Below are 26,056 nucleotides of genomic sequence, written 5' to 3'. Positions count from 1 at the left end.
CGCCCCGTCAGCGGGGTGGGTGGGTGCCCGGGCTGCCCGCGTCGGCCTCAGGCGGCCGGCCAGGGCAGCCAGGCGTCCACGACGAACTCACCCTCCTGCGCCTGGGCGGAGAAGCGCCCGCCGGCCAGGTGCACGCGCTCCTGCATGCCGGTCAGGCCCATGCCGCCGCTCACCACGTCGGCCGGCTCCTCGCCGGGGGCGGGTAGCCGGTTGACCACGCGCAGCGCGAGCCCCGCGCCTGCCTGCCCGCTGAGCGCGATGTGGACCGGCTGTCCGGGGGCGTGCTTGCACGCGTTGGTGAGCGACTCCTGCACCACGCGGTAGGCGTGGCGGCTCGCGGCCTGCGGCAGGCCCCCGCTGTCCAGGGTGAGGCGCTCGGGCACCTCGAGGCGCACGGTGCAGCCCGCCCCGCAGGTCTCCCCCACCAGCTCCGGCAGGTGGCGCAGGTCCGGCATCGCCGAGGCGGCCTGGTCCTCCTCGGCGATGTCGGAGCGCAGCACGCCGAGGATCTCGCGCAGGTCGTTGAGGGCCGTGCGCGCCTGGGTGGCGATGGTGGTGGACGCCTCGCGCACCTCCTCCGGGGAGAGGTCCTGCCGGTAGGCCAGCCCGTTGGAGTGCATGGCCACCACGGACAGGCGGTGCCCCAGGGCGTCGTGCATCTCCCGCGCGACGCGGGTGCGCTCGGCCATCCGCGCGCTCACCAGGCGGGCGGCGTGCTCGCGCTCGGCGCTGGCGGCGCGCTCGGCGGCGTGGGCGGCCAGCTCGCGACGGGCGCCGATGTTCCAGCCGAGCAGCACGAAGATGAGGCCGATGACCAGGGAGTACACGGCATCGGCGGCGAACGTGGCCCCGAGCTCCTTGCCCACGACCTCGGGGTGGAGCCACCGCTGCAACGTGTAGGAGTACACGAGGGTGGCCAGGGGCATCATGAGCATGCCCAGCACGATGGGGCGCAGGCGCTGGTAGGTGGCCAGCGAGACCATCGCGAAGAGGTAGGGCATGGCCGCGAAGCTGGAGACCACCATCATCGCGCCCAGCAGCAGGGTGATGGCCACCGGATGGCGGTGGCGCACCACGAACAGCGCGAGTCCGATGTGGCCGACCAGCAGGTCGAGCGTGCGGGCCTGCTCCTGGCGCTCCACGAGCGCCGGGTCGGTGAGGCTGGGATCGGGCCAGAACATGAGCGCCACGTAGCCCAGCCCGAGGGCCCAGACGGCGACGACGAGGGCGATCTCCGCCCAGCGCGAGTCCAGCGCCTCGATGCGCCCCTGGCGCAGGGACGGACGGGTGCCCGACACGAGAGCAGGGGTGGAAGACGTCATTGCAACATGATATAGGCCGTTCGGGCCCTCCGGGGACGTGGGCGGGAGGCCCCTCAGGAGCCCGGCTCGTGACCGGAGGACTCCCTGACCCGGTGCGAGGCACGGCGATTCGCCAGCGCCAGCGGGCCGATGGCGAGCAACGCGGTGAGGCACAGCAGCGAGGCCGGGAGGCCGTTGCCCACGGCGTACCGGGTGGCCAGGGTCACGCTCGCCACGAGGCCGACGAGCACCACCCCCATCGAGGCGATGACCCACGGCCGGGCGCGCAGGCGCACCGCGCGGCGGCAGCCGTCGCAGTGGGAGGCCTGGCGGTTGTCCAGCTGAAGGATGCCGGTGAGCCCATGCACCGGGCGGCCGGTGGCCCGCAGGTCGAGCCCGAGCACGACGAGCAGGAGCACCAGCAGCGCGCTCAGGAAGAGGGAGGTCGAGGTCATCGCGGCACAGCGTACGGGGCGCGGGCGGGTGGCTGGGACCGATGCAGGTTGGTACGCCTGTTGCATTCTGTTCGGTTTGCGTGTACGGTGGAGGTGGGTGCAGGGGAAGCACCCATGGGACGAGGTCCACCGAGGGGGTGACACGTGCGACGCATCCAGGACGTGCTGGAGGGCGCCGGAGCGGTGGCGGCCGAGCTGGCAGGGGCGCGCGACCGGCTGTGGCAGGCCGGTGAGGGCGACCTGGACGCGGCCGCCCGCGTGCTGGGTGAGGTGGCCCGGGCCGCCGAGGCCCTCCTCGTGGGGGTGGTGGCCGAGGCGCAGGAGCGCGGCACCATCGCCGGCAGCCGGTGCGCCTCCGCGGCGGCGTGGGTGCGGGAGCGGGCCGGGGAACGCGAGCACGGCACGGCCGGGGCGGTGGCGATGCTGGCCGCGGCCACACAGGGCCCCGGCGGCGAGTCGCTCCGGCAGGCGCTGTGGGAGGACGGCATCGGGGTGCGTCTGGCCGCCAAGGCGGTGCGAGAGGCCGACCGGACTCTGCCGCTGCTGCCGGGGGCCGACCGCTCCGAGGTGGTGGGGCACTACCTGGACCGTGCGGCTGCCACCGACGGGTCACGCCGGGCGCTGGACCAGCTGACCCGCGAGATCCTGGCCCGGTACGGCGACGACGTGCTCGACGAGCTGGACGAACGCGCACGAGCCGTGAACTCGCTGACCGTGGCGCGCCGCGTCGGGGGCCGGGTGCGCTACACCCTCGAGCTCTGCGTGCCCGACGCCGCCCGGCTGGACGCCGCCGTCAACGGGTTGGCCGCGCCGCGTCCCGCCGCGACGGCGGTGTGCGACGGGGACGGCCCGCCGGCGCTGGTGGCCGACACGCGCTCCGCGGCGCAACGCCGGGCGGACGCGCTGCTGGAGCTGGTGGCGCGCCCAGGCCGCCGACGCCGACCCGAGCGCCGGTGGGTGCGGGCTGTCGGGGTCCACGACCCTCGTGGTGACGGCAGACGTGGAGGCGGTGCGGGCGACGCTGGAGGGGCGGCCCGCACCCCACGGGTGGGCGCGGGGCCCGGCGCCGGTCACGGACCGGGGGCGTGCGGGGTACGGCACGACCTCCGGTGGCGAGGTGCTCTCCGCCGACGAGGTGCGCCGGATGGCCTGCGACGCGGGCGTGCTGCCCCAGATGCTCGGTGGCCCCTCGACTCCCCTGGACACCGGACGGGTCGACCGGGCCGCGACCAACGCCATGCGCAGCGCCCTGCTCACCCGGGACGGCGGGTGCACGGCCCCGGGCTGTGACCGGCCCCCGGGCTGGTGCGAGGCGCACCACGTGACGCACTGGTCGGAGGGCGGGCCGACGAGTCTGGCGAACCTGGCGCTGCTCTGCCGACGGCACCACACCATCGTGCACCGGGACGGCCTGCGGGCCGCGGTGTATCCGGACCGCGTCGTCTGGTGGGACCCGGCGTGCGAGCCGCCCCCGGACCCCACGGGCCAGGTGGGTCCTCCGCCGGCGGTCACGACTGGGCGACCCGAGCCACCCCCGGGCACGCAGGTGGCCTGAGCACCCCTCCCCCACACGCGGGGACCCCGCCCGGACCGAGGTGGTCCGGACGGGGTCCCGGGGCGCCGGGTGGGCGATCAGCTGCAGCCGGAGGTGCTGCCGCAGCCCTCGCAGATGTGACACGAACCGGCAGGGCGCATCTTGATGCCGCAGGTCATGCACAGCGGGGCATCGGCGGCCTTGCCGAACTTGGCCTCCATGAGCTCCGCGGAGGAGTGCACCCCGGAGTCAACCGGCTGGGCGGCGTCGGTCGCGGTGGCCTGGGCCTGGGCCCCGGTCTCACCCTCGAGCGCGGTGTCGGCGGCCTCCACGCGGGAGGAGCCGTTCACGCCCTCGGGACGCTTGGCCGCGGCCGGCGCGATGGACTGGCTGTAGGACTCCAGCTGGCTCTCCATGTCGGAGTCGTCGCCCTCGTCCGATCCGCCGCCCTGCGGGGAGTACGACCCGGTCTCCAGGTGACGGGCGCGCTCGGCGGCCGTGTGGATGCCCATGAAGTCGCGGGTGTCGAAGTCCAGGTAGTCCAGCGCCAGACGGCGGAAGACGTAGTCCATGAGCGACTGCGCCATGCGGACGTCCGGGTCGTCGGTCATGCCGGCCGGCTCGAAGCGCAGGTTGCTGAACTTCTCCACGTAGGTCTCCAGCGGCACGCCGTACTGCAGGCCCACGGACACCGCGATGGAGAACGCGTCCATCACACCGGCCAGGGTCGAGCCCTGCTTGCCGAACTTCAGGAAGATCTCGCCCAGCGAGCCGTCCTCGTAGGTGCCGGCAGTCAGGTAGCCCTCGGCCCCACCCACGGCGAAACTCGTGGTCTGGGCCGTGCGGCGCTTGGGCAGGCGACGACGCACCGGGCGGTACTCGACGACCTTCTCCACCGGGGCGGCCACGGCCGGGGCGTCGGTGCCCTCGGCCTCGTCGGACGCCTCGGAGCCCTTGTTCTCGCCCTTGCCACTGGAGAGCGGCTGGCCCACCTTGCAGTTGTCGCGGTACACGGCCAGCGCCTTGAGGCCGAGCTTCCAACCCTCGAGGTAGACCTCCTCGATCTCCTCCACGGTGGCGCGCTCGGGCAGGTTCACCGTCTTGGAGATGGCACCGGAGAGGAACGGCTGCACGGCCGCCATCATGCGCACGTGGCCCATCGGGGCGATGGCGCGCTCCCCCATCGCGGTGTCGAAGATCTCGTAGTGCTCCTCGGCCAGGCCCGGGGCGTCCACCACGTGGCCGTGCTCGGCGATGTAGTCGACGATGCCCTCGGTGGTGGCCTGGTCGTAGCCCAGCAGGCGCAGCGCACGCGGGATGGTCTGGTTGACGATCTGCATGGAGCCGCCACCCACGAGCTTCTTGAACTTGACCAGCGAGAAGTCCGGCTCGATGCCGGTGGTGTCGCAGTCCATCATGAAGCCGATGGTGCCGGTGGGGGCCAGCACGGAGGCCTGCGCGTTGCGGTAGCCGTGCTCGTCGCCCAGGGCCACCACGGCGTCCCAGGCCTCGGTGGCGGCGTCCTGGATGTGGGCGTCCATCTCGTGCATCGGGGCCAGCTGGGCGTTGGCGTCACGGTGCTGGCGCATCACGCGGTTGTGGGCCTCGGCGTTGCGGGCGTACCCGGCGTACGGGCCCACCACGGCAGCCAGCTCGGCGGAGCGCTTGTAGGACGCACCGGTGAGCAGCGAGGTGATGGCCGCGGCCAGCTGGCGCCCACCCTCGGAGTCGTAGCCGTGACCGGTGGCCATGAGCAGGGCGCCGAGGTTGGCGTAGCCGATGCCGAGCTGGCGGAAGTTGCGGGTGGTCTCACCGATGGGGTCGGTCGGGAAGTCGGCGAAGCAGATGGAGATGTCCATCGCGGTGATGACCAGCTCGGTGACGGCCTGGAAGCGCTCCACGTCGAAGGTGTCGTCGTCGTTGAGGAACTTCAGCAGGTTCAGGCTGGCCAGGTTGCACGACGAGTTGTCCAGCGACATGTACTCCGAGCACGGGTTCGAGGCGTTGATGCGGCCCGACTCGGGGTTGGTGTGCCAGTGGTTGATGGTGTCGTCGTACTGGATGCCCGGGTCGGCGCACTCCCACGCGGCCCTGGCCATGCGGCGGAACAGGTCGTGGGCGTCGACGGTCTCGATGACGTCGCCGGTGGTGCGCGAGCGCAGGCCGAACTCGCGGCCCTCCACGACGGCGTTCATGAACTCGTCGGAGACGCGCACCGAGTTGTTGGCGTTCTGGTACTGCACCGAGGTGATGTCGTCGCCACCCAGGTCCATGTCGAACCCGGCGTCGCGCAGCGCACGGATCTTGTCCTCCTCGCGCGCCTTGGTGTCGATGAACTCGGCGATGTCCGGGTGGTCCACGTCGAGCACGACCATCTTGGCCGCGCGGCGGGTGGCGCCACCGGACTTGATGGTGCCGGCCGAGGCGTCGGCGCCGCGCATGAAGGACACCGGGCCGGACGCGTTGCCACCGGAGCTCAGCAGCTCCTTGGAGGAGCGGATGCGCGAGAGGTTCAGGCCGGCACCGGAGCCGCCCTTGAAGATGAAGCCCTCCTCGCGGTACCAGTTCAGGATCGAGTCCATGGAGTCGTCCACGGCCAGGATGAAGCAGGCGCTCACCTGCTGGGGGCTCTTGGTGCCCACGTTGAACCACACCGGGGAGTTGAAGCTGAAGATCTGGTGCAGCAGCGCGTAGGTGAGCTCGTGCTCGAACACCAGCGCGTCGTCCTCGGTGGCGAAGTAGCCGTGCTTCTTGCCAGCGGCCACGTAGGTGAGCACCACGCGGTCGATGAGCTGCTTGAGGCCGGTCTCGCGGGCCGGGGTGCCCACCGCGCCGCGGAAGTACTTGGTGGTGACGATGGTGGAGGCGTTGGCCGACCAGAACGACGGGAACTCCACGTCCTCCTGGCGGAAGATCACCTCACCGGTCTTCCAGTTGGTCTGCTCGACGGTGCGCTTCTCCCAGGTCACTTCGTCGTAGGGGTGCACGCCCGGGGTGGTGTGGATGCGGTTGATGGTGAGTCCGCCGCCCGGCTGCTGGGTGGACGCGGGAGCCTGTGTGGTGTCGGTCATGACCTCTCCTTGGTGGGCGGTGGCGGGCTCTCGTCCGCCGGTCGTGCAGTGCGGTTCGGGGTGGTGTGTCTCTGGTCGGTCTGCGGTCGGTCGTGCAGGTGGTGCGGGGCGGGTGGTGCGTACGTCCGTGCCGGGGCACGGACGGTCGGCGTCGGGCGTGGCACGTCCGGGCCGCGGTGGCTGGGCGGCCCGACCCCCTCGCCGGGCTGCCCAGTGGTGTCAGCCGGCGCCGACGACCTCCGGTGCGCGGTCCCCGGCGGGCACGCGCTCCTGGCGGAGCTCGGTGATGGCCTGCTCGAAGTCCTCCAGGCTGTCGAACCCCCGGTAGACCGAGGCGAAGCGCAGGTAGGCCACGAGGTCGAGCTCCCGGAGCACCGGCAGCACGGCCATGCCCACGTCGTGGGCGTCGATCTCGGCCTGGCCGGTGCAGCGGATGCTCTCCTCCACGCGCTGGGCGAGCAGGCCGAGCTGGTCGTCGGTGACCGGGCGGCCCTGGCACGCCTTGCGCACCCCGGACATCACCTTGTCCCGCCGGAACGGCTCGCTGGCGCCGGAGCGCTTGACCACGCTGAGGGTGGCCGACTCCACCGTGCCGAAGCGCCGCTCGCAGGCGGTGCACTGGCGGCGCCGGCGGATGGCCGTACCGTCCTCCTGGACGCGCGAGTCCACCACCTTGGTGTCCTCGTGGCGGCAGAACGGACAGTGCACGGCGGAACTCCTCCCGGTGGCGCGTGATACGGCGAAAAGTGGATCATCTTGTGTGCTGATCTCCTCAGCACCACTAGATGTAGAGCCTACGGCCTCCCCGGCGCCGGTCGCAAACCTCCCGGCCAAGCGGCCCGGAACCCGGCTCCGGGCCGCGCTTTCCACTCCCTCAGCCGGCGTGTCGCGGGAGGTCGACCCCCTCGCCGCGGAGCTCCAGCTCGACCCCCTCGGCCGTCGCCCGCACCCCCGTCCAGCGCAGCCCCTCGTAGGTGGGCAGGTTGGCGTAGGTGGCCACCCGCGGCAACAGCCCGTCCACCACGTCCTGGGGCACGTCCACCTCGTCCAGGGAGGCCTGCGCGTCCGCCAGCCCCAGCTGCCCCGTCGCGGGGTCCACCACCGGGCGACCGGTCACCCTCACCGGCAACCGCTCCCCCATCACCGGCACGTCGGTGGTGATGGACAGGCGCCCGTCCTCGTCACCCGAGAGGTCCGCCCCGGTCACGCGCGAGAGGTCCTCCCAGCTCGTGCGCACGCGCCCGGCCAGGTGCTCCACGTGCACCGCGTCCCCGCCCCCGGAGAGGTCGCGCACGTCCCGCGCGCGCACGTCGGCGTCCACGAGCACGGTGCGACCGCGAACCTCCACCACCGCGCCGGAGAGTGTCCCGTCGATCTCCGGGTACTCGTCGCGGGCCACGTGCCAGGCGGTCGGCCAGCCGTCCAGGTCGGCCCGCACCCGGCCGTGCACGGTGGCCCCGACCTCCTGCTCGATGCGGCCGACCACGTACCGCCGCAGCGCCAGGTCGCCCACCAGAAGGGTGAGCAGCAGCACCAGCAGCGCCACCAGGGCTGCGACGGCCCTGCGGTCGCGGCGCCGCGCACCCCGATCGCCGGGGCGCTCGGGACGGTCACCCGCCTCGTGCACGCCCTTCCCCTCCGCCGCGGCGGGACGGGCACCCACCGTCTCCACGGGATCGGTCACCGCCGCCTCCACAACGCCAGGCCGAGGCCGCACGAGGTGAGGAAGAACACCCCTGCCGCCACCGACACCGTGGGCAGGACCCACGCGGGCGGACCGGTCTCCACCCACGGGGAGCCGCCCTCACGGCCCGTGCCCGCGGCGAGGTCGCCGGGCGTCGTGCCGTCCCCGGGGTCGGCCGGGTCGGCGGGATCAGCCGGGTCAGTGCCGCCGGCACCGTGCGGCGCGCCGTCCACGCCCCCGTGCGCACGCTCGTCCGCCCCTTCTCGCGCCCCCTGATGCGTCCCCTCGCCGCCGTCGCGCGGTCGCCCCGAGGCGTCACCCGACGCGTCACGCGGAGCGTCGTCCGGGGCGATCAGGTCCACCAGCACCTCGATGCCGGGGCGCAGCACCTCCCCGGCATACCCGCCGTGGATGGGCCGCGCGGTCGCGAACTCGTCCTCCAGGCCCGTGGCCGAGGTCAGCACCCGGCTCATGGCCGGCGCGGCGTCACAGACCACGTCACCGGTGCTGCAGATGCTGAGCACGCGGGAGTACTCCCCCGGCGCGATGACGTCGCCACCGGCCTCGAGTGTGGCCGCGATGGAGCTGTTGGACACCTCGCCGCGGTGCAGCGCGAACACCTCCGAGACGAGGTTGTGCACGGCCTGGCGCCGCGTGGTGGTCTCCTGCGGGCGCGCCCGGGAGCGCAGGTAGGTCAGCGTGGCCGCCAGCCCGATGGCGGGGGTGTCCAGCTGTCCACCGACTTCCCGGACGTTCTGCCCCGGGTGGTGCGCGGGGTTCCCCAGCAGCAGCGCCGCGGCCAGCGTCGAGCTGTCGGCACCACCGGCCAGGGCGCGCGTGATCACCTGCGCACCCTGCGAGAAGCCGACCACCACCACCTGCTGCCCCGGGCACTCCCGGGCACTGGCACCCAGCACGCGCGTGAGCTCGGCGCTGCCGGCGTCCACCGAGGCGAAGTACCGGCTCGCGCGCGGCGTGGCCTCCAGGACGGCGCCCTCGAGGTCGGCGGTGCGCAGCGTGTGCGGGTCCACCGCCGGGTACTCCAGCCACACCTGGTTCACCGACCGGTCCAGGCGCTCGGCGAGACCCTCCCGGGCACGGTTCACCGTGTTGCCCCAGGGCACCTGCTCGGCGGACCCACGGACCCCCACGAAGAGCAGCTCCCGACAGGGCAGGTCCCCCAGGTCGCGCGAGGCGGTCGGGTGGTCGCCCCACGTGCCGGTGCGGCCCGGGCGCCGGCCGGTCGGGTCCTCGATGCGAGCGGCAGGCCCCGTGTCGACATCCGACCCGTTCCCGTCGCGCGCAGCAGCGTGCGCCATGGCGTGCGGGCGGGGCGCGCCTGACGCGGCGACGGAAGGCGCCGTCCCGGCTCCCGCGGAAGACAGGGGTGCGGCTCCCAGCACCAGGGCCCCCACCACCGTCGCCGCGGCCCCACCGCGACGCCACCCACCGGACCGACGCACGCTCACACCGGCCATGGTGCCAGCCCTCCGCGACGCCGCCAGGGGGTGTGCCACCTCTGCGCCACCCCGCTCCTGCACCACCCACGCACGACGAGTCCGAGCCCCGGCTGCGGCGCTGCGACCACCGGGCGGGCCCCGCGTGTGGTGGAGTGGGGCCATGGACCTCGCCATGCCCGCCCCCAACGAGACCGACCGCCTCCACGCCCTCACGCGCGACCGTGGCGACCAGAAGACCATCACCGCCCTGTGGAGGGCCGGTTTCGCCCTGCCGCGCTGGTGGTTCCTGCCCGCGGGGCCGGAGGGGTCCGTGGCTCCCGTCGCCGCGCAGATCGAGGGCGCCATGATGCTGCTCGGGTTCACCAGCAGCGAGCGGGCCCGCCACTTCGCGGTGGAGCAGGGCATGCTCGACGCGGAGGAGCCCGGCGACCTGCTGGCCCTGCAGCCCGTGGAGGTCGTGCGCGGCGCCAGCGACTTCCTCACCGCCGGCGTCAACGGGCTCGTCATGGACGTGCACATCTCCGGCTGGTTCGCGCCCTTCGAGGGCCTCGGCCCCATGTGGCGTCGCGCCACCGGTACCCCCCTCGACTGACCGGGCCACGGCACGCCCGGACAGGTCCCCCACGAGCGGAAGCCCTCCCCACCGCCACGAGGCGGTGGGGAGGGCTCTCTCCCTCACGGGGCGTCCCTGCCACGGATGTCTCACGTCCGCGGCGCACCCCATCACGCGTGGCCACACGTCCCTGAGGACCACGCAGTCCTCGACCCCCTCCTGGCCGGTCCCTCCTCCCCGGCCGGGCCGACTCCCTCGTCAACGACGCGGGATGACCAGCTCCTGACCGGCCTGCACCTGGCTGGTGCCCAGTCCGTTCGCCTCCTGCAGCATGAGCACCGCGCGGTCCACGGGCACCTCGGGCAGGTGCTCCACGGCCACGTGGCTCAGCGTCTGGTCCTGGGCCACCACCACGCGCTCGGCCACCCCCGCGTCCCGGCCGGCGCCGGTCGCCTGCCAGGCGACGAGCAGCACCATCACCACCGCCACGGCAATCACGAGCGCCTGTCGCGCCGCGCGCCCCCGGGCCGTCAGTCGCATGCGAGGTGCCGGGCGCACCGCCCCCCGGGCCGACGCGACCGGGCGCCCGCCACGGCGAACGGGTCGCACCTCCAGCGGCATCGCAGTCATCGCAGTCATGTCATCTCCTCCAGGTCCGGACGGATGTCCGTCGCATGTCTGTACTATGTGTAGCACAGGTGACCGACACTCACCAAGACACGCCCGAACGGATGTCCTTCTGGCGGGACGGTGACGTCGTATCCTGTGTGCACCGGTTGTCGGCCGTGCGTACGAGCGGGACCTCCCGCCGCACGCCCTGCCGACACCACGCAGTGAAGCGGTGACCACCGACAACCTCGGAGATCCGGCGTCATGACGCGCAGTTCTCCGCCGCGACGACCCGCGAAGGGGGACCCCGACATGACCGAGAAGAACGAGCCCGGCCTGCGCCGGAACGAGCCGCTGACCGACCGGCAGACCCGTGTGCTGGAGTGCATCCGCCGCTCCATCGACGAGCGCGGGTACCCGCCGAGCATGCGCGAGATCGCCGAGGAGGTGGAGCTCGCCTCGGCCAGTTCCGTGCAGCACCAGCTCAACGCACTGCAGCGCAAGGGCTACATCCGCCGCGACCCGAACCGCCCCCGCGCGCTGGAGATCCTCGACGCCCAGTGGCCGGGCGACCGCGGGTACCGCAAGCTCCCGGAGGACACCTGGGACCCCTCCGAGGCGGCCGACTCCCGCCCGCCGGCCTCCTACGTGCCGGTCGTGGGGCAGATCGCCGCCGGCGGGCCGATCCTCGCCGAGGAGCGCGTGGAGGACGTCTTCCCGCTCCCCCGCCAGATCGTGGGCGACGGCGAGCTCTTCCTGCTGCGCGTCAAGGGTGACTCGATGGTGGACGCCGCCATCTGCGACGGCGACTGGGTGGTGGTGCGCCGCCAGCAGGCCGCCATCAACGGCGACATCGTGGCCGCGCTGCTCGACGACGAGGCCACCGTGAAGACCTACAAGAAGGTCAAGAACCAGGTGTGGCTGCAGCCGCACAACCCGGCCTTCGACCCCATCGACGGCAACGACGCCACCATCCTGGGCAAGGTCACCGCGGTGCTGCGCAGGGTCTGAGCCCCCGCAGGGCACTCCCGGTCAGCGCGCACCCGGTCGCCACGCTCCCGCACGGGGGTCACGCCTCGGGGACGCCCACCCCGAGGCGGTCGGCCACCGCGGCAAGCGTCGTGTGCACCATCGCGTCCACCGTGAGCGTGGCCTCCCGGTCCGCGCGGTGCCAGCCGCGGGTCAGGACCACCACCGGTCCCCCGGCGCGGTGCACGTGCCGGGCGAAGCGGTACCCGCTCATCACCTTGAGGCTCGAGCCCAGCACGAGCAACCCGTCGGCGGCGTCCACCATCGCGTACGCCGCGTCCACCCGGGGGCGGGGCACGTTCTCCCCGAAGTACACGACGTCCGGCTTGAGCTCGTCGGACCCGCACGCCAGGCAGCGGGGCGCACGGAAGGCCGCCACGGCCTCCTCGTCCAGGGCCACGTCGCCGTCCGGACGCACCTGCCCGGCGTCCAGCGCCACCCGACGGTGGTCGGGGTTCGCCTCGGCCAGGCGCGCCTGCAGGTGCTCGCGCTCCTCGGTGGCCCCACAGGCCAGGCACACGATGCGCGAGAGCGTCCCGTGCAGCTCGAGCACGTCCGGCGACCCGGCCCGCTGGTGCAACCCGTCCACGTTCTGCGTGATCACCCCGGTGATGCCCGCGACCGCCCCGGTGTCCACCCCCTCGCACTGCAGGGCGGCCAGCGCACGGTGGCCGGTGTTGGGACGAGCGCCGGTGAACCGCTCCCAGCCCACGAAGGCCCGCGCCCAGTAGCGGAGCCGCGAGGCCGGGCCGGCACGGAAGTCCCCGATGGTCATGGGCTGCACGCGGCGCACCCCGTCCGGTCCGCGGTAGTCCGGGATGCCCGATGCGGTGGACATCCCCGCGCCGGTCACCACGGCCAGGCGGCGGGTCGCCAGCAGCTCGGCGAGGGCCTCCACCTCCTGGGGCGCGGCCACGACCTCCGGCGGCAGGGTCACCGGCGTGGCCACCTCGGGCAGGGTGCCGCCGGCACTCACGCGCGCCCCCGCCGCGGCCGGCGCCCCACGAGCGACACCCGCCCCGACCCACGCAGCGCCCGCAGCGCCACCTCGGGGTCGGCCACCTCCGGGTGCGGGTAGCGCGCCGGCGCGTCGCGCAGGATGAGGTGCGGGGCGTACCGCCTGATGGCCGAGTCGGCCACCCCGTAGCCGTGCCGCTCGATGATCTTCTGCTCGGCCTCGCTGAAGGCGTCCATGTCCGTGCGGATGGCGTTGATGCGTGCCGCCACCTCGATGGGGTAACTCTGCGGGACCCGCGAGTCCATGGCCCACGAGGCCCCCTCGACCACGCCCCAGTTGAAGGCCGAGTGCAGCCAGCGTAGACGCGTCACCTCCCCGCCACCGGCGGCGATGCTGATGACGTGCAGGATGCGCCCCAACGGCGTGCGGGCGCTGCGGGCCCGGAACACCGCGCCCCCGTCGCTCACGAGCACCCCGGCGTGGTCGCGCCACACCGGCTCCAGGGCGAGGTTGTCGTAGATGCCGCCGTCGAGCAGCTGCACGGTGCGCTCGATGCGGGGGCGGGCGGCCGCGTCGAGGTGCCCGGCGTGACCCCCGCTGAGCTCGAGCGTCGTGGCGTCCAGGTCGAACGGCGCGAAGTACGGCGGGTAGGCGCTCGAGGCCGCGACGACGTCGGCCAGGCGCAGCCCCGCCGGCGGGTCGCCGTAGCCGAGCCGGTAGTCCCCGACGCGGCCCCGCGGCGGGTGGGCGCGGGAGTCGGCGAAGGTCCAGTTGACCCCGTGGGCGAGCTCGGTGGCCTCCACCACCACGGCGGGGCCGGCGGTGCGGCGGGCCTCCCGCAGGTCGGCCGCCCACCAGTCGATGTGGTCCACCAGCTGGTCGGCGAGCACCCGGGAGCTGCGGTCGGCCGGGCGGCGCACCTTGGGCCCCCAGCCCGACACCAGCGCGCGGGTGCGCAGGTTGTGACGGGTCAGGCGACGCAGCGGCTCGGCCACGTACTGCTCGAACCCCTCCACCCGCGGGGCGGAGAACAGGCCACCGGGCACGGTGTCGCCGCGCGGCAGCGGCGGGGCGCTCGGGTCGGGCTCCACCAGGTCGGCCGAGTCGATGCTCTGGCTCAGGGCGTCCGGCGTCGGCCAGCCCAGGCGGGGGTCGGCCAGCAGCATCGCGGCGATGCTGCCGCCGCTCACCGCCGAGACGGTGCGCAGCTGCCCGAGCATGCCCAGCTCGTTGAGGCGGCGCAGGGCTCCCAGGTGGAACAGGGCGGCCCGGAACCCGCCACCGGAGAGGCACAGGGCCGTGCCACGGCGGGGTCCGCGCCAGCTGGGTCCGTGGTGCGCCTCGTCCCGGGCGGCGGCCATCTGGGCGCCGGCGGGGTCCGGGAGCAGGGAGTCGGGCACGCAGAGCATCACACCACACGTGCGTGCCCGGACCGGACGGCTCGTCGGCCACCCGCCCTGCCCCGGACCGGCCGGGCGTCAGCCGCGCTGCGCGAAGGGCGCCAGCACCTCCAGGGCGCGGTCCACGTCCTGCTCGGTGTTCCACACGTGGAAGCTCAGGCGCACCCCCCCGGCCCGCTGCGAGAGGGTCAGCCCGGCCCGCTCCGCGGCCTGCGCGGCCTCCGGCGGCATGGGCAGGCTGACGATGGCGGAGTCCGAGGGTGCCAGGCCCAGCCCGGCCCGGAGGCGGTTGGTGAGCGCCACGTCGTGGGCGTTGACCGCACCGGTGGGCACCTGGAGGAAGTCCTCCAGAGCGGCGACGGCACCGGGCCACAGCGGCCAGCCGGGCGAGACGTCGAAGCGGGAGGCACGCGAGGAGAGCTGCATGGCCGGGCCGTACATGGAGTCCCAGACCACCTCGCCGGCGTACCAGCCCGCGTTCACCGGCACGAGGGCGTCCATGGCCCGCTCGGAGACCGTCATGTACGCCACGCCGCGCGGGTGGCAGAGCCACTTGTAGGCCGAGCAGACCGTCACATCGGCCAGCGAGGCATCCACCGCCTGCCAGCCGGCGGACTGGGTGACGTCGCAGACCGTCAGGGCACCCACGGCCTCGGCTGCGCGGCGCACGGCATCGGGGGCGGTGAGGCTGCCGCACGCGCTCTGGCTGTGGCTGTAGACCACGGCCGCGGTCTCCTCGCGCAGGGAGGTGCACAGCTCCTGGCGCGGCACCGAGCGCACCGTGATGCGGCCGCCCTCGCGGGTGGGGTGGGGGCGCTCGGCCTGCACGAGGAAGGGGTAGACGAGGCTGGAGAAGTCGCCCTCTACCACCACCACCTCGGCGCCGTCGGGCAGCCCCGCGGCCACCATGCCGGTGAACACCGACGTCTGGGAGCCGGTCGCCACGCGGTCGGCCGGCACCCCTACGAGGCGGCCGTAGAGCGCACGGGCCCGTTCCACGTGCTCGTGGTACCCGACCGGCGAGACGTCCCCGGTGGTCCACCGCCGGGCGTCGCGGGCCATGGCCTCGGTGGTGCGCCGGGTGGGCAGGCCGCAGGTGGCGGCGTTGAGGTAGCCGCCGGTGGTGGCGAACTGGTCGCGCAGCCACGCGGCGTCCCGCGTGCCCGGGGCCGGTTCGTCCGCGGCCCCGGGCACGGGCGCGTCCTCGCCGCCGGCGAGGGCGCTGGCCGGCGTGGCGGGCTCGGCGGGCTCGGCGGGCTCGACGTGGCGGGTGGCCACGGCGGGCTCACAGGACAGGGGACGGGCCGGCGTCATCGTCATGGACGGCATTGTGGGAGCGGACGTCCGATTACACAATGGCGCGATCCTTTGCCGAGGCCCAACAGCAAGTTACAGTGAGCCCATGATCGACACGGCCGGGCTGCGCATCATGCGCGCCATCGCGGAGCAGGGCTCCTTCACCGCCGCCGCCCACTCGCTGGGCTACACCCAGCCCGCCATCTCGCAGATGGTGCGCCGTCTCGAGGGACGCATCGGCACCCCCCTGGTCGAGCGGCAGGGGCGCACGGTGCGCCTCACGCAGGCCGGGCAGGTGCTGGCCCGCCACGCCGTCACCGTGCTCACCCTGCTGGAGACCGCCGAGCAGGAGCTCAGCTCCATCGCCGGGCTGGAGTCCGGGCGGGTGCGCGTGGCCGCCTTCCCCTCCTCCACCGCCGCCCTCGTGCCCCAGGCCCTGCGCGACCTGCGCAGCGAGCACCCCAGCATCGAGATCCAGCTCACCGAGGCCGAGCCGCCGGAGTCGCTCGCGGCCCTGCGCGACGGCCGGTGCGACCTCGCCGTCGCCTTCTCCCACAGCGGAACCACCGTGGGCCGCGAGGTGGACGACCTGGCCGGCCTGGAGATCCGCGACATCCTCACCGACGAGATGCTCGTCGCCCTGCCGGAGGACCACCCGCAGGCCGGCGGCGACACCGTGGACCTGGCCGCGCTCGCCGACGATCCGTGGATCGCCGGCTGCGCACGCTGCCGCGGCCACCTCATGCACCTGGCCCAGGAGGCCGGCTTCGTGCCGCGCGTGGAGTTCCAGACCGAGGACTACGTGGCGGTGCTGGGCCTCGTCTCGGCCGGGCTGGGGGCCGCGCTGGTGCCGCGGATGGTGCTGCGCCACGTGCGCCACGCCGGGGTGGTGGCCCTGCCCCTGAGCACCGGTTCGCGGCGCACCATCCACGCGGTGAGCACACCGGACCTCATGCGTGTGCCCGCCGTGGCCGCGATGATGGAGGCCCTCTGCGGCGCCGCGGCCACCATGGCCGCCGAGGTGCCCGAGGCCCTCGCGCCCGAGACCGCCGACTGAGCGCCACGGCGCTCCTCCGCGAGCGCCCACCCACCCGGCGACGCGCCACCTCGTCAGCCTCCCGCGCGCCCCGCTCACGGCCGGCCCCACCACAGGGTGCCGGCCGTGTCGCGCCCCACGGCCACCGTGCCCTCCTCGGCGGTGCTCACCACCGTGCTGCCGGCGGCGCGCAGGGCCTCGACCGTGCGGTCGGCGGGGTGCCCGTAGTCGTTCTGCGCCCCCACGCTGAGCAGGGACAGCGGGGCGCCTCGGTCCAGCAGCCCGCGTCCCTGGTGGGCCGATCCGTGGTGCGGGACCTTGAGCACATCCACCCGGTCCGATGCCGTGAGCTGCTGCACAGCGGCGCCCCCGGACTCCTCGAGGTCGCCGGTGAGCAGGACCGTGACCGCCGAGCCCGGGCCGGGGTCGGGGCCGTCGACGGTCGCGTGGACGACCAGGCTGCCGTCGTTGCGGCGGTCGTCGGCGGCCAGGTCGACCCCCGGACGCGGCCACACCGCCCGCAAGCGAGCGGTGCCCACCTGCTGCGACGTGCCGGCACCGAACGGTTCGACCGCCACACCCCTGGCCCGCGCCACCTCTCGCCACTCAGCGGGGTGCCCGGGCTGCATCGGCCGGGCGAGGTCCTCCGGGGAGGCCCACACGCGGTCCACGGACACGGCGTCGAGCACCGCACCGAGGTTGCCCGAGTGGTCGGCGTGGCTGTGCGTGACGACCACCGCGTCCAGCGCGTGCACCCCGGAGCGCCGAAGGCAGGCGGCCACCGGCGCCCCGGCCGGGCCGGTGTCCACCAGCACGGCGCGCTGGGGTCCGGTGCGCAGGAGCAGCGCGTCGCCCTGCCCCACGTCGCACATGACCACCCGCCAGTCCGCGGCCGCACCGTCCCGGCCGGTCAGGAGGGGCTGGGTGACGCCCGGTAGTCCCCACAGGGCCACCGCGGTGCCGGCCGCCAAACAGAGCGCACCGGTCTCGAGGCGGCCCTGCCCGATCCGTTGCCCGGTCCGCTGCCCCGTCCCCTCCCGCGGGCCGGGTAGCACGCAGGACCCCGGCCGGGGCAGGACCAGGCGCCGCAGCCGTGGCCCCGCCCACCGCCACAGGCCCGGCCCCAGCAGCACCGCGGCCGCGAGGAGCAGCGCCATCCCGAGCGCGGCAGGCCCCGAGGACGGCCACGGCACCGCGCCGTAGGGCACCGCGGCACCCCACCGCGCCGTCAGGCCGATCACCTGGGCCGGCACCGCAGCCACCCAGGCCGCCCACCCGGCCACCAGCGGCGACACGGGGTGCACGAGCACCACGACCACCCCACCGAGCGTGGCCGGCGCCACGAGCGGGGCGGCGAGCAGGTTGGTGAGCAGGCCGACGACGCTCACCTGCCCCTGCAGCATCGCCACGACCGGCGAGGTGGTGACCGCAGCCGCCACGGGGATGACCAGCCCCTGCGCCACCGGCTCGGGCAGGCGGGGCCACCGCCTGCGCAGCGCCGCGGCCCACGGCCTCACGAAGAGCACGAGCCCGAGGGTGGCCAGCACCGAGAGCGCGAAACCGTACGACCGCGCGAGCCAGGGGTCCCACAGGAGCAGCACCACCATGCTGGCCGCGAGCGCCGGGAAGGACGCCGCCCGACGGGAGGCGGTCATGGCGACCAGCCCGACCGCACCCATCACCCCTGCGCGCAGCACCGACGGCTCCGGGCGGGCCAGCACCACGAACGCCACGAGGCCCGCCGCGGCGGCCCACGGGCGGGCGCGCCGGGGCAGGCCCACGCCGGCGGCCACCCACAGCACGGCCCCCACCACGATGGCGACGTTGGACCCGCTGACCGCGCTGAGGTGGGTCATACCGGTCTCGGTCATGGCCTGGGTCAGGTCCTCGGGCGTGAGCGAGGTGTCGCCGAGCACCAGTCCGGGCACGAGTCCCCGGGCGTCGGCCCACACCGGGTCCACCGCCTGCCGCAATCCCTCCCGCAGCCCCTCGGCCACCCGCCACCCTCCCCCGGGCGCCGCCACGTCCTGCGGGGCACGGGCAGGGGTGAGCACCGCGACCACGTCGTCCCCCGGCTCCGAGGGCGCGAGGCGGCCGCTCACCGTGAGCCGCGTGCGCCAGGTGAGCCCGTCCCAGCCCCGACCCGGCTTCGCCAGGACGAGCAGCGGGGCGTCGGCCGTCGACTCCTGCCCCCGGTGCACGATGCGGTGGGCCCGGGCCCGCACGAGCACCAGCTCGCTGCGGCCGAAACGCCCCTCGCTCACCACCCGGCGGGCGTCGGCCTCCAGGGTCACCTCGGCGGTCACCACCGACTCGTCGGCCACCGCCCGGGAGACCAGGCCCTGCTCGTGCTGCGTCTGGGCCAGTGTGGAGGCCGCAACCACGAGCGCGGTCACCACCGCCGTGGCCGTGGCGACGGCGGTGGGCACCGGCCTCCTCGGCCCACCCCGGTGCAGGCGGACGAGGCCGAGCACCGCCACCAGGGCACAGCACCCCACGACCGCCCACCGCAGCGGGGCGCCCCAGGCCAGAGCGGCGGCCCCGGTGGCCCAGGCCACCAGGGCGGGGACGAGCAGGCGCAGGTCGGCGCGCGTGCTCATCTGACGCTCACGTGGGGACGCAGCGTCTCCAGGGTCTTCTCCCCGATGCCGCTGACCTCCATGAGCTCGTCCACCGAGGTGAACCGGCCGTGCTCGGTACGCCAGGCCAGGATGTGCTCGGCCGTCACCGGGCCCACGCCGGGCAGCTCCTCGAGGGCCGCCTGGTCGGCGGTGTTGAGGTCCAGCGCGCCGCCGGCTCCCGGCTCCTCCGCACCGCCGGGGGCCGCCCCGCCGGCGCCGCCCGGGGTGGTTCCGGCCCCGGCCGCACCCCCCGGACCCGTCGCACCACCTGGAACGGCCGCCGGGGTGGGTGGGTCCTGACCGGGGCGCAGCACCACCAGCTGTTCCCCGTCGGTCACCGGACGGGCCAGGTTGAGGACCGACACGTCGGCGCGGCGGGTCGGTCCCCCGGCCTCGCGCACTGCGTCGGCCACGCGGGCCCCCGACGGCAGCCGCACCACCCCCGGGGACCGCACCTCCCCCACGACGTGCACCACGACCTGCCCGGCGCCCTCTCCGGCCCCGGATACCCCCGCGGCACCGGGAGCCGGGTCCCCGGTGGCACCGGACGCCGCGGCTGAGGCCCCACCGGACGCCTCGCCACCCCCGGCACCACCCCCGCCCCCGGGAGCCCCACCCTCCTCGCGGCCCGCGCCAGTTGCCTCGGCCCCTCCCTCAGCACCCGCCGGTGCCGCGACCGGGTGGGGTGCCGCCTGCCGGCCCGTCCACCAGGTCCACGCCCCCAGGCCGAGCACCACCACGAGCACGAGCACCGCCATCACCCGCAGCGCGGTGTGCCCCGGTGCCATGCGTGCGCCCGCCACCGAGGACGGGACGTCCACCTGATCGGCCGCCGCCGTCAACGCAACCCGCGCCGCGTCACCGAACCGCGCGGAGGGCTCCACGCCGCGGCCTTCCCAGACCACGTGGTCGCCCCGCCCACCGGCACCCGGCCCGCCACCGGTGTCCTCGCCGCTCGCGTGCTGGCCGTACCCGTCCGGCCGTTCGTCCATGGACACCACCCCCGCGACCGCACGCTAGGGAGACCTGCCGGCCCGAGCGGGATGACCGCGGGCCGCGCTGTGGACGAGCAGGCCGCTCCTCGCCGCCGTCCACAGGGGCCGCCGCAGGACGCCCCCCACGGCGCCACCTCAGGGCGCTGGCGTCCACCGCCCCGGGTCGCCCTCCACCCGCGGGGCCACGACGATCGCCACCGTGCCGACTCCCGTGTGCGCGCCCACCACGGCCCCCAGCCGCGACACGGTCACCGAGGCCGACTCGTCCAGCACCGACTCCAGCGCGGCCGCCATCTCCTGGGCCACCTCCGGGCGCCCGAGGTGCTGCACGGCCACGTCCACCGCCACGCCCTGCCCTTCGCCGAACTCGTCCTCCCCCAGGCTGTCCACCACCGCGTCGGCCTGCGAGACCGCAGCCTCCTGACCCCAGGCCAGGAGCGCCGCCCGGGCCGCCCGCAGCGTGCGCACCTTCTGCCAGCCGTCCACCGAGCCGTCGCGCGCCACCTGCAGCAGCGGCTTGACCGCGAGCGCCGTCCCGATGAACGCCTGCGCCGCTCCGATGCGCCCGCCCCGCCGCAAGCGGTCCAGGGACTCCACCACGAAGCGCGCCTGCGTGTGGTCCGCCGACCGCTCCACCACGGCCACGACCTCGTCCACCGACGCCCCGGCCGTGGCCGCCCGCGCCCCGGCCAGCACGGGCGCCGAGAGGCCTGCCGCCACGCTGCGGGAGTCCAGCACCGTCACCGGCAGCCCCGAGGACGCCGCCGTGGACCGCGCCACCTCCACCGTGGAGGACATGCGCCCCGAGAGGTGCACGCTCACCACGTGCTCGGCACCGCCGTCGAGCGCGCGCCGCCACACCTCCTCGAAGTCCGCCGGGCCCGGGGAGGCCGTGCTCACCGCCACCTTGGACTCCAGCCCCTCCACGAGCTGCGCCGGGTCGAGGTCCACGCCCTCCCGGTGGCTGCGGCCGTCGACGACCACGTGCAGGGGCACCTGCGGCACCACCAGCCCGGTGTCGGGGCAGCTGGCCATCGGGAGGTCCGCGGTGGAGTCGGTCACCACGGCGACGCGCGGCGTCATCAGACGACGATGTTCACGAGGTTGGGGGCCCGGACGATCACCTTGCGCACCGGCGCGCCGTCGATGAACGCCTGGACCTTCTCGCTGGCCAGGGCGGTGGCCTCCAGCTCGTCGTCGGCGATGTCGGGCGCCACCTCGAGGCGGTCGCGCACCTTGCCCTTGACCTGCACCACGCAGGTGACGGTCTCGGCCACCAGCTGGCCCTCGTCGGCCTGCGGGAAGTCCACCGTGGCCAGCGACTCCGCGTGCCCCAGGCGGCTCCACAGCTCCTCGGCCAGGTGCGGGGCCAGCGGCGCCACCATCTGCACCAGCGGCTCGGCCACGGCGCGCGGCACCGCACTCAGCTTGGTGACCGCGTTGGTCAGCTCGATGAGCTTGGAGACCGCCGTGTTGAAGCGCAGGTTCTCGTAGTCGTCCGCCACCCCCGCGATGGTGCGGTGCAGCGCCCGGGCGGTGTCTGCGTCGGGGGCGTCCTCGGTGACGCGCAGCTCGCCGGTGGCCTCGTCGACCACGGCACGCCACAGCCGCTGCAGGAAGCGCTGCGAGCCGACCACCGCGCGGGTGTCCCACGGGCGGGAGGCGTCCAGCGGCCCCATCGACATCTCGTACACGCGGAAGACGTCGGCGCCGTAGGACTCGCACATCTCGTCGGGCGTCACCACGTTCTTCAGCGACTTGCCCATCTTCCCGTACTCGCGGGTGACCGGCTGGCCGTTCCACTCGTACACGATGCCGTCCTGCGCCCGCGGGTGGTCGGCGTCCTCGCGCTCGGTCACCTCGGCGGCCGGCACCGGCTGGCCGCGGTCGTCACGGTAGGCGAAGGCCTGCACCATGCCCTGGTTGAACAGGCGGCGGAAGGGCTCCTCGGAGGACACGTGGCCCAGGTCGAAGAGCACCTTGTGCCAGAAGCGGGCGTACAGCAGGTGCAGCACCGCGTGCTCCACACCGCCGACGTAGAGGTCCACGCCGCCCGGGTCGTCGGCCACGCCCTCGCCGAAGCCGCGCCCGGCGCCCAGCCAGTACTCCTCCAGCTCCGGGTCGATGAAGGCCTCGGAGTTGGTGGGGTCGGCGTAGCGCAGCTCGTACCAGCACGAGCCGGCCCAGTTGGGCATCGTGTTGGTCTCGCGGCGGTACTGCTTCGGGCCGTCGCCCAGGTCGAGGGTGACGTTGACCCAGTCGGTGTTGCGGCCCAGCGGGGACTCCGGCTGGGTGTCCCAGTCCTCCGGGTCGTAGGTCTTGGGGCTGTAGTCGGCCACCTCGGGCAGCTCCACCGGCAGCTGGTCGGCGGGCACGGCGTGGGCGCGGCCGTCGGCGTCCCAGACGATCGGGAACGGCTCGCCCCAGTAGCGCTGGCGGCTGAACAGCCAGTCCCGCAGCTTGTAGGTGATGGCCTCCTCGCCGGTGCCGGCGGACTGCAGGTGCTCCAGCATCCGGGCCTTGGCCTCGGCGACGCCCAGGCCGTCCAGGTCGACCTTCTCATTGCTGGAGTTGATGGCCGGGCCCTCACCGGTGAAGGCCTGGTCGTCGGGGTGGCCCTCGGTCGGCTGCACGGTGCGCACCACGTCGATGCCGTACTGCGTGGCGAAGTCGTGGTCCCGCTGGTCCTGCCCGGGGACGGCCATGATCGCGCCGGTGCCGTACCCCATCAGGACGTAGTCGGCCACGAACACCGGCACCTGCTGACCGGTCACCGGGTTGGTGGCCCAGATGCCGGTGAACACGCCGGTCTTGCTCTTGTCGTCGGCCTGCCGGTCCAGATCGGACTTGCGGGCGGTGGCCTCCCGGTAGGCGGCGACGGCCTCCCGCGGATTCTCGTGCCCACCGGTCCAGGCGTCCTCGGTGCCCTCCGGCCAGGCGGCCGGCACCGCATCGGCCACCGGGTGCTCCGGGGCCACCACCATGAACGTGACGCCGAACAGCGTGTCCGGCCGGGTGGTGAAGACCTCCAGCCGCGGCTGGCCGTCCGGGCCGGTCGGCAGGGTGGCGGACTGGGGCACGGCGACGTCGAAGAAGACGCGGGCGCCGGTACTGCGGCCGATCCAGTTGCGCTGCATGGTGGCCACCGAGTCCGGCCACTGCAGCCGGTCCAGGTCGTCCACCAGCCGGTCGGCATAGGCGGTGATCCGCATCATCCACTGCGGCAGGTTGCGCTGGAAGACCGGGAAGTTGCCGCGCTCGGAGCGGCCCTCGGCGGTGACCTCCTCGTTGGCCACGACCGTGCCCAGGCCCGGCACCCAGTTCACCGGGGCGTCGCTCAGGTACGCCAGACGGCGGGCGTCGACCGCGTCGGCGCGCTCCCCCGCATCGAGCTGGTCCCACGGACGACCGTCCGGGGTGGGGACCTCACCGCTGGCGTAGGCGGCCTCCAGCTCCTCGATGGGGCGGGCGCGGCCGGTGGTGCCCGGGCGGCGGCCGGGGGCCTGCGGGTCGTACCAGGAGTTGTAGATCTGCAGGAAGATCCACTGGGTCCACTTGTAGTACGCCGGGTCGATGGTGGCGTACGTGCGCTGGTCGTCGTGGCTCAGACCCAGCTGGCGCAGCTGCCGGCGGTAGGTCTCGATGTTGGCCTCGGTGGTGGTGCGCGGGTGCTGCCCGGTCTGCACGGCGTACTGCTCGGCGGGCAGGCCGAACGCGTCGAAGCCCATCGTGTAGAGCACGTTGCGGCCGGTGGTGCGCTGGTAGCGGGCGTAGACGTCGGTGGCGATGAAGCCCAGCGGGTGGCCCACGTGCAGGCCCGCGCCGCTGGGGTACGGGAACATGTCCTGGATCATCAGCTTGGGCTGGTCCGCCACGGCAGCCCGGGCAGCGGGGTCCTGCGGTGCCAGGTCGCCCACCGGGTTGGGGGCGCGGAAGGTGCCCTCGGCCTCCCACCGGTCCTGCCAGCGCTTCTCGATCTCCCCCGCGAGCCGCGCCGTGTAGCGGTAGGGGGTCTCGTCGCGGTGGTTCTCGCTCATCAGGTCTCCTGACGGTGGTGGGTGGCTGGATGGGTGGCCGGTCGTGGCGCGGCCCGGAGTGGCCGGAAGGCCCGCATGGCGGGGGCGTTCCGGCCCCTGACACGAAAAAGCCCCTCGCACAGGAGGGGTGGCCGCGATGCTCAGGGAGTCATCGCGGCTGTGGAAGGAGCAGGGTCGCGGCCAACATGCTGCGATGGTAGCGCAGGGCCGGGGCGTGCCCCGTGCGCGGGCGCCTGCGGGGTGGGTGGAGCAGACCTGCTCCCTGGCCTGGCCGTGTGCTCGTTCCTTCCCGGCATCCGGTCAACATCGAGCACACGGACGCCAGGTCGACCGCCATCCCCGCGCCGCGAGGGCCTGCGCCACGTCCCTCGCCACCGCGCACGGGTCACCCACCACGTCGTGCCACCCGAACCTGAGCGTGGCCCAGCCGGCCAGGGTGTTGGCGTTGTCGCGTCGCCGGTCCCGGAGAACGCCCTCCCCCACGTGGCCCAGCCGACCGTCGAGCTCCACCAGCACCCCGGGGCCGCGGTAGGCCACGTCCGCGAAGGCACCCCTCCCGGGGACCCCGGAGGCGACCGGCGCCTGCTGATGGGCCGGGGGCAGGCCGTGCCGGCGGTGCACGTCCGCCATGTACCGGTGCTCGAGGTGGGACGCGGTGCCTCGCGCGAGGTCCTCCAGCGCCTCCGTGAGCTCACGGCGGTGGCGCACCTGGCGGCGCCGCCGGAGCGTGTCCTGCAGCAGGTCGGGTCGCGTCACCCGGTGGCCCAGCGCCCGCGCCAACCAGGTGAACACCTCGCTGCGTGCCTCAGGTGGCATCCTGTCCACGACGTCCACCAAGGTGTCCTCGGGGCGGGTGCGGCGCAGGTCCGCCGGGCGCGACGGGGCCCGGACACCGGGGCGCTCCCGGCGCACGTCCACGCCGTGCGCCGCGTGGACGGCCCGGCCCGCTGGGGCGAGGAGCGAGACACCCGCCGGCTCCGGGCCCCAGCCATCGGCGTGCCCGGCGCTCGTCCCCGCCAGCCGGGCCGCGGGCCAGCGGAGGAGTGCGGCCCGCGCCCGGACCTCCCACGGAACCTCCGGCCAGGTGATGGCGTGGCCGGGACGGCGCCCACCACGGCAGAGGTCCAGCACCTCGGCGGAGGGCGTGCACCAGTACACCCCGGGCAGCAGGACCGCCCAGTCACGGGCAGCCCGGCCCACGGATGCACTGGAGCACCCGGCCTCGAGCAGCTGTGGGCGACTGACCACGCCCAGGTTCTCCAGACCGGGCACCTCCACACGCCCCCAGAGCCCGCCCACGAACCCAGTCCACATCGGATCGCTGCATCCACGGCTTGTGCCGCCCCGCCACCTGTGGACCCGCAGAGGTCCTGCGCCCCACCCAGGCCCCCTTTGGGGACGGTGCCACCGGCAAGCCGTCCCGTGTGCTTGGTCCTTCCCGCGGATCGAGAAGGACCAAGCACACGCACCTGACCCGACCGCCCGCCCACGCGCCCACCCGCCCCCGGACGCGCGAACGGGGCGGCCACCCGAAGGTGACCGCCCCGTCAGGCGTGGGTGCCGGCTCTCAGAGAGCGGCGGCGCGCTTGGCCATGGCCGACTTCTTGTTGGCGGCCTGGTTCTTGTGGATCACGCCCTTGCTCACGGCCTTGTCCAGCTTCTTGCTGGCCATACGCAGGGCGTCCTGCGCGGCGGCGGCGTCGCCGGACTCGGCGGCGGCACGGAACTTGCGGATCCAGGTGCGCAGCTCCGACTTGTACGCGCGGTTGCGCTCGGTGCGCTTGGCGTTCGTCAGAACGCGCTTCTTCTGCGACTTGATGTTCGCCACGTGGGTCTCTCCCGATGAGGTCGTTGATGTTTGTGTCTGCGCGGCCACCCGCGGTCCACGTCGGGCTCGACCCGATGGTGTGGCGTCACGAGGTGATCGCTCGAGGGCGAGAGCAGTCGCTCGGGACCGGACGTGGGGATGCCCGTGGTTGAGCGGTACTCGCAAATCTGTGCCGTGCGCACGACCCTC

General features: G+C 74.4%; 20 protein-coding genes. 4 read left to right on the top strand and 16 right to left on the bottom strand.

All coding sequences use genetic code 11. From position 1 onward, the window contains the following. Nucleotides 1-47 precede the first annotated feature (47 nt). The gene (locus ACFFHC_RS06680) at nucleotides 48-1,322 is read right to left on the bottom strand and encodes a sensor histidine kinase (RefSeq protein WP_379803992.1); all 1,275 of its coding nucleotides are present in this window, start codon (nucleotides 1,320-1,322) and stop codon (nucleotides 48-50) included. A 53-nt stretch (nucleotides 1,323-1,375) separates the two neighbouring features. Then, complete coding sequence (locus tag ACFFHC_RS06675) at nucleotides 1,376-1,756, bottom strand: hypothetical protein (protein ID WP_141494624.1); 381 nt, start codon at nucleotides 1,754-1,756, stop codon at nucleotides 1,376-1,378. A gap of 1,144 nt (nucleotides 1,757-2,900) precedes the next feature. On the opposite strand from ACFFHC_RS06675, the gene ACFFHC_RS06670 reads away from it, so the two are divergent. Continuing rightward, complete coding sequence (locus ACFFHC_RS06670; protein WP_379803989.1) at nucleotides 2,901-3,311, top strand: HNH endonuclease signature motif containing protein; 411 nt, start codon at nucleotides 2,901-2,903, stop codon at nucleotides 3,309-3,311. A gap of 77 nt (nucleotides 3,312-3,388) precedes the next feature. Here ACFFHC_RS06670 and ACFFHC_RS06665 read toward each other — a convergent pair whose 3' ends face one another. The 4 genes from ACFFHC_RS06665 to ACFFHC_RS06650 all read right to left on the bottom strand — a co-directional run bounded on the left by ACFFHC_RS06665 (nucleotide 3,389) and on the right by ACFFHC_RS06650 (nucleotide 9,364). After that, nucleotides 3,389-6,361 (bottom strand): vitamin B12-dependent ribonucleotide reductase, encoded by a 2,973-nt coding sequence (locus ACFFHC_RS06665; RefSeq protein ID WP_379803985.1) that lies wholly within the window; start codon nucleotides 6,359-6,361, stop codon nucleotides 3,389-3,391. Between the two features lie 219 nt (nucleotides 6,362-6,580). Then, the gene (gene nrdR, locus ACFFHC_RS06660; protein ID WP_070705965.1) at nucleotides 6,581-7,069 is read right to left on the bottom strand and encodes a transcriptional regulator NrdR; all 489 of its coding nucleotides are present in this window, start codon (nucleotides 7,067-7,069) and stop codon (nucleotides 6,581-6,583) included. Nucleotides 7,070-7,235: 166 nt separating this feature from the next. Then, nucleotides 7,236-8,045 carry an LmeA family phospholipid-binding protein gene (locus ACFFHC_RS06655; RefSeq protein WP_379803981.1) on the bottom strand — a complete coding sequence of 270 codons (810 nt, stop codon included), beginning with the start codon at nucleotides 8,043-8,045 and terminating at the stop codon, nucleotides 7,236-7,238. After that, on the bottom strand, nucleotides 8,042-9,364 hold the full coding sequence (locus ACFFHC_RS06650; RefSeq protein ID WP_379803978.1) for a cutinase family protein: 1,323 nt from the start codon (nucleotides 9,362-9,364) through the stop codon (nucleotides 8,042-8,044). The genes ACFFHC_RS06655 and ACFFHC_RS06650 overlap by 4 nt, the downstream gene beginning before the upstream one ends. Nucleotides 9,365-9,665: 301 nt before the next feature. Here ACFFHC_RS06650 and ACFFHC_RS06645 point away from each other — a divergent pair, with 301 nt between their 5' ends. Further along, the gene (locus ACFFHC_RS06645; RefSeq protein ID WP_181443142.1) at nucleotides 9,666-10,097 is read left to right on the top strand and encodes a hypothetical protein; all 432 of its coding nucleotides are present in this window, start codon (nucleotides 9,666-9,668) and stop codon (nucleotides 10,095-10,097) included. A 219-nt stretch (nucleotides 10,098-10,316) separates the two neighbouring features. On the opposite strand, the gene ACFFHC_RS06640 is transcribed toward ACFFHC_RS06645, so the two are convergent. Next, nucleotides 10,317-10,697 carry a LysM peptidoglycan-binding domain-containing protein gene (locus ACFFHC_RS06640; RefSeq protein WP_144043051.1) on the bottom strand — a complete coding sequence of 127 codons (381 nt, stop codon included), beginning with the start codon at nucleotides 10,695-10,697 and terminating at the stop codon, nucleotides 10,317-10,319. A gap of 282 nt (nucleotides 10,698-10,979) precedes the next feature. Here ACFFHC_RS06640 and lexA point away from each other — a divergent pair, with 282 nt between their 5' ends. Beyond that, nucleotides 10,980-11,678, top strand: a complete 699-nt coding sequence (lexA, locus tag ACFFHC_RS06635) for a transcriptional repressor LexA (protein ID WP_070705975.1) — start codon at nucleotides 10,980-10,982, stop codon at nucleotides 11,676-11,678. Nucleotides 11,679-11,736: 58 nt separating this feature from the next. Here the strand turns inward: lexA and ACFFHC_RS06630 are convergent, their stop codons facing one another. The 3 genes from ACFFHC_RS06630 to ACFFHC_RS06620 all read right to left on the bottom strand — a co-directional run bounded on the left by ACFFHC_RS06630 (nucleotide 11,737) and on the right by ACFFHC_RS06620 (nucleotide 15,374). Continuing rightward, complete coding sequence (locus tag ACFFHC_RS06630; protein WP_141494629.1) at nucleotides 11,737-12,672, bottom strand: NAD-dependent protein deacetylase; 936 nt, start codon at nucleotides 12,670-12,672, stop codon at nucleotides 11,737-11,739. Next, the gene (locus tag ACFFHC_RS06625) at nucleotides 12,669-14,054 is read right to left on the bottom strand and encodes a patatin-like phospholipase family protein (protein ID WP_141494630.1); all 1,386 of its coding nucleotides are present in this window, start codon (nucleotides 14,052-14,054) and stop codon (nucleotides 12,669-12,671) included. The genes ACFFHC_RS06630 and ACFFHC_RS06625 overlap by 4 nt, the downstream gene beginning before the upstream one ends. A gap of 78 nt (nucleotides 14,055-14,132) precedes the next feature. Continuing rightward, nucleotides 14,133-15,374, bottom strand: coding sequence for an aminotransferase class V-fold PLP-dependent enzyme (locus ACFFHC_RS06620; protein ID WP_379803972.1), 1,242 nt, complete (start codon nucleotides 15,372-15,374; stop codon nucleotides 14,133-14,135). 82 nt (nucleotides 15,375-15,456) lie between these two features. On the opposite strand from ACFFHC_RS06620, the gene ACFFHC_RS06615 reads away from it, so the two are divergent. Beyond that, nucleotides 15,457-16,407, top strand: coding sequence for a LysR family transcriptional regulator (locus tag ACFFHC_RS06615; RefSeq protein WP_101849672.1), 951 nt, complete (start codon nucleotides 15,457-15,459; stop codon nucleotides 16,405-16,407). Between the two features lie 74 nt (nucleotides 16,408-16,481). On the opposite strand, the gene ACFFHC_RS06610 is transcribed toward ACFFHC_RS06615, so the two are convergent. The 6 genes from ACFFHC_RS06610 to rpsT all read right to left on the bottom strand — a co-directional run bounded on the left by ACFFHC_RS06610 (nucleotide 16,482) and on the right by rpsT (nucleotide 25,867). Then, complete coding sequence (locus ACFFHC_RS06610) at nucleotides 16,482-18,986, bottom strand: ComEC/Rec2 family competence protein (RefSeq protein WP_101849671.1); 2,505 nt, start codon at nucleotides 18,984-18,986, stop codon at nucleotides 16,482-16,484. Further along, the gene (locus ACFFHC_RS06605) at nucleotides 18,983-19,999 is read right to left on the bottom strand and encodes a ComEA family DNA-binding protein (RefSeq protein WP_238138181.1); all 1,017 of its coding nucleotides are present in this window, start codon (nucleotides 19,997-19,999) and stop codon (nucleotides 18,983-18,985) included. Before ACFFHC_RS06605 ends, ACFFHC_RS06610 begins: the two co-directional genes overlap by 4 nt. Before the next feature lie 138 nt (nucleotides 20,000-20,137). Further along, nucleotides 20,138-21,085, bottom strand: coding sequence for a DegV family protein (locus ACFFHC_RS06600; protein ID WP_141494957.1), 948 nt, complete (start codon nucleotides 21,083-21,085; stop codon nucleotides 20,138-20,140). Beyond that, complete coding sequence (gene leuS / locus ACFFHC_RS06595; RefSeq protein WP_379803965.1) at nucleotides 21,085-24,039, bottom strand: leucine--tRNA ligase; 2,955 nt, start codon at nucleotides 24,037-24,039, stop codon at nucleotides 21,085-21,087. The genes ACFFHC_RS06600 and leuS overlap by 1 nt, the downstream gene beginning before the upstream one ends. A 300-nt stretch (nucleotides 24,040-24,339) precedes the next feature. Beyond that, nucleotides 24,340-25,353 (bottom strand): putative endonuclease domain-containing protein, encoded by a 1,014-nt coding sequence (locus ACFFHC_RS06590; RefSeq protein ID WP_379803962.1) that lies wholly within the window; start codon nucleotides 25,351-25,353, stop codon nucleotides 24,340-24,342. A 253-nt stretch (nucleotides 25,354-25,606) separates the two neighbouring features. Continuing rightward, nucleotides 25,607-25,867 (bottom strand): 30S ribosomal protein S20, encoded by a 261-nt coding sequence (rpsT, locus tag ACFFHC_RS06585; RefSeq protein WP_070703212.1) that lies wholly within the window; start codon nucleotides 25,865-25,867, stop codon nucleotides 25,607-25,609. Between the last annotated feature and the right edge of the window lie 189 nt (nucleotides 25,868-26,056).

This window comes from Kytococcus schroeteri, from assembly GCF_042433515.1.
Lineage (GTDB): Bacteria > Actinomycetota > Actinomycetes > Actinomycetales > Dermatophilaceae > Kytococcus > Kytococcus schroeteri.
Note: the sequence above shows the minus strand (reverse complement) of the source record. Positions and strands in the feature narration are given on the sequence as shown.

Bases quoted from the DNA above. Each gene is read 5' to 3' on its own strand.
- ACFFHC_RS06680 (WP_379803992.1), bottom strand. From the start codon at position 1,322: ATGACGTCTTCCACCCCTGCTCTCGTGTCGGGCACCCGTCCGTCCCTG.
- ACFFHC_RS06590 (WP_379803962.1), bottom strand. From the start codon at position 25,353: ATGTGGACTGGGTTCGTGGGCGGGCTCTGGGGGCGTGTGGAGGTGCCC.
- ACFFHC_RS06605 (WP_238138181.1), bottom strand. From the start codon at position 19,999: ATGGACGAACGGCCGGACGGGTACGGCCAGCACGCGAGCGGCGAGGAC.
- ACFFHC_RS06640 (WP_144043051.1), bottom strand. From the start codon at position 10,697: ATGACTGCGATGACTGCGATGCCGCTGGAGGTGCGACCCGTTCGCCGT.
- ACFFHC_RS06665 (WP_379803985.1), bottom strand. From the start codon at position 6,361: ATGACCGACACCACACAGGCTCCCGCGTCCACCCAGCAGCCGGGCGGC.
- leuS (WP_379803965.1), bottom strand. From the start codon at position 24,039: ATGAGCGAGAACCACCGCGACGAGACCCCCTACCGCTACACGGCGCGG.
- ACFFHC_RS06600 (WP_141494957.1), bottom strand. From the start codon at position 21,085: ATGACGCCGCGCGTCGCCGTGGTGACCGACTCCACCGCGGACCTCCCG.
- ACFFHC_RS06675 (WP_141494624.1), bottom strand. From the start codon at position 1,756: ATGACCTCGACCTCCCTCTTCCTGAGCGCGCTGCTGGTGCTCCTGCTC.
- lexA (WP_070705975.1), top strand. From the start codon at position 10,980: ATGACCGAGAAGAACGAGCCCGGCCTGCGCCGGAACGAGCCGCTGACC.
- ACFFHC_RS06645 (WP_181443142.1), top strand. From the start codon at position 9,666: ATGGACCTCGCCATGCCCGCCCCCAACGAGACCGACCGCCTCCACGCC.
- ACFFHC_RS06615 (WP_101849672.1), top strand. From the start codon at position 15,457: ATGATCGACACGGCCGGGCTGCGCATCATGCGCGCCATCGCGGAGCAG.
- ACFFHC_RS06620 (WP_379803972.1), bottom strand. From the start codon at position 15,374: ATGACGATGACGCCGGCCCGTCCCCTGTCCTGTGAGCCCGCCGTGGCC.
- ACFFHC_RS06610 (WP_101849671.1), bottom strand. From the start codon at position 18,986: ATGAGCACGCGCGCCGACCTGCGCCTGCTCGTCCCCGCCCTGGTGGCC.
- ACFFHC_RS06650 (WP_379803978.1), bottom strand. From the start codon at position 9,364: ATGGCGCACGCTGCTGCGCGCGACGGGAACGGGTCGGATGTCGACACG.
- ACFFHC_RS06670 (WP_379803989.1), top strand. From the start codon at position 2,901: ATGGCCTGCGACGCGGGCGTGCTGCCCCAGATGCTCGGTGGCCCCTCG.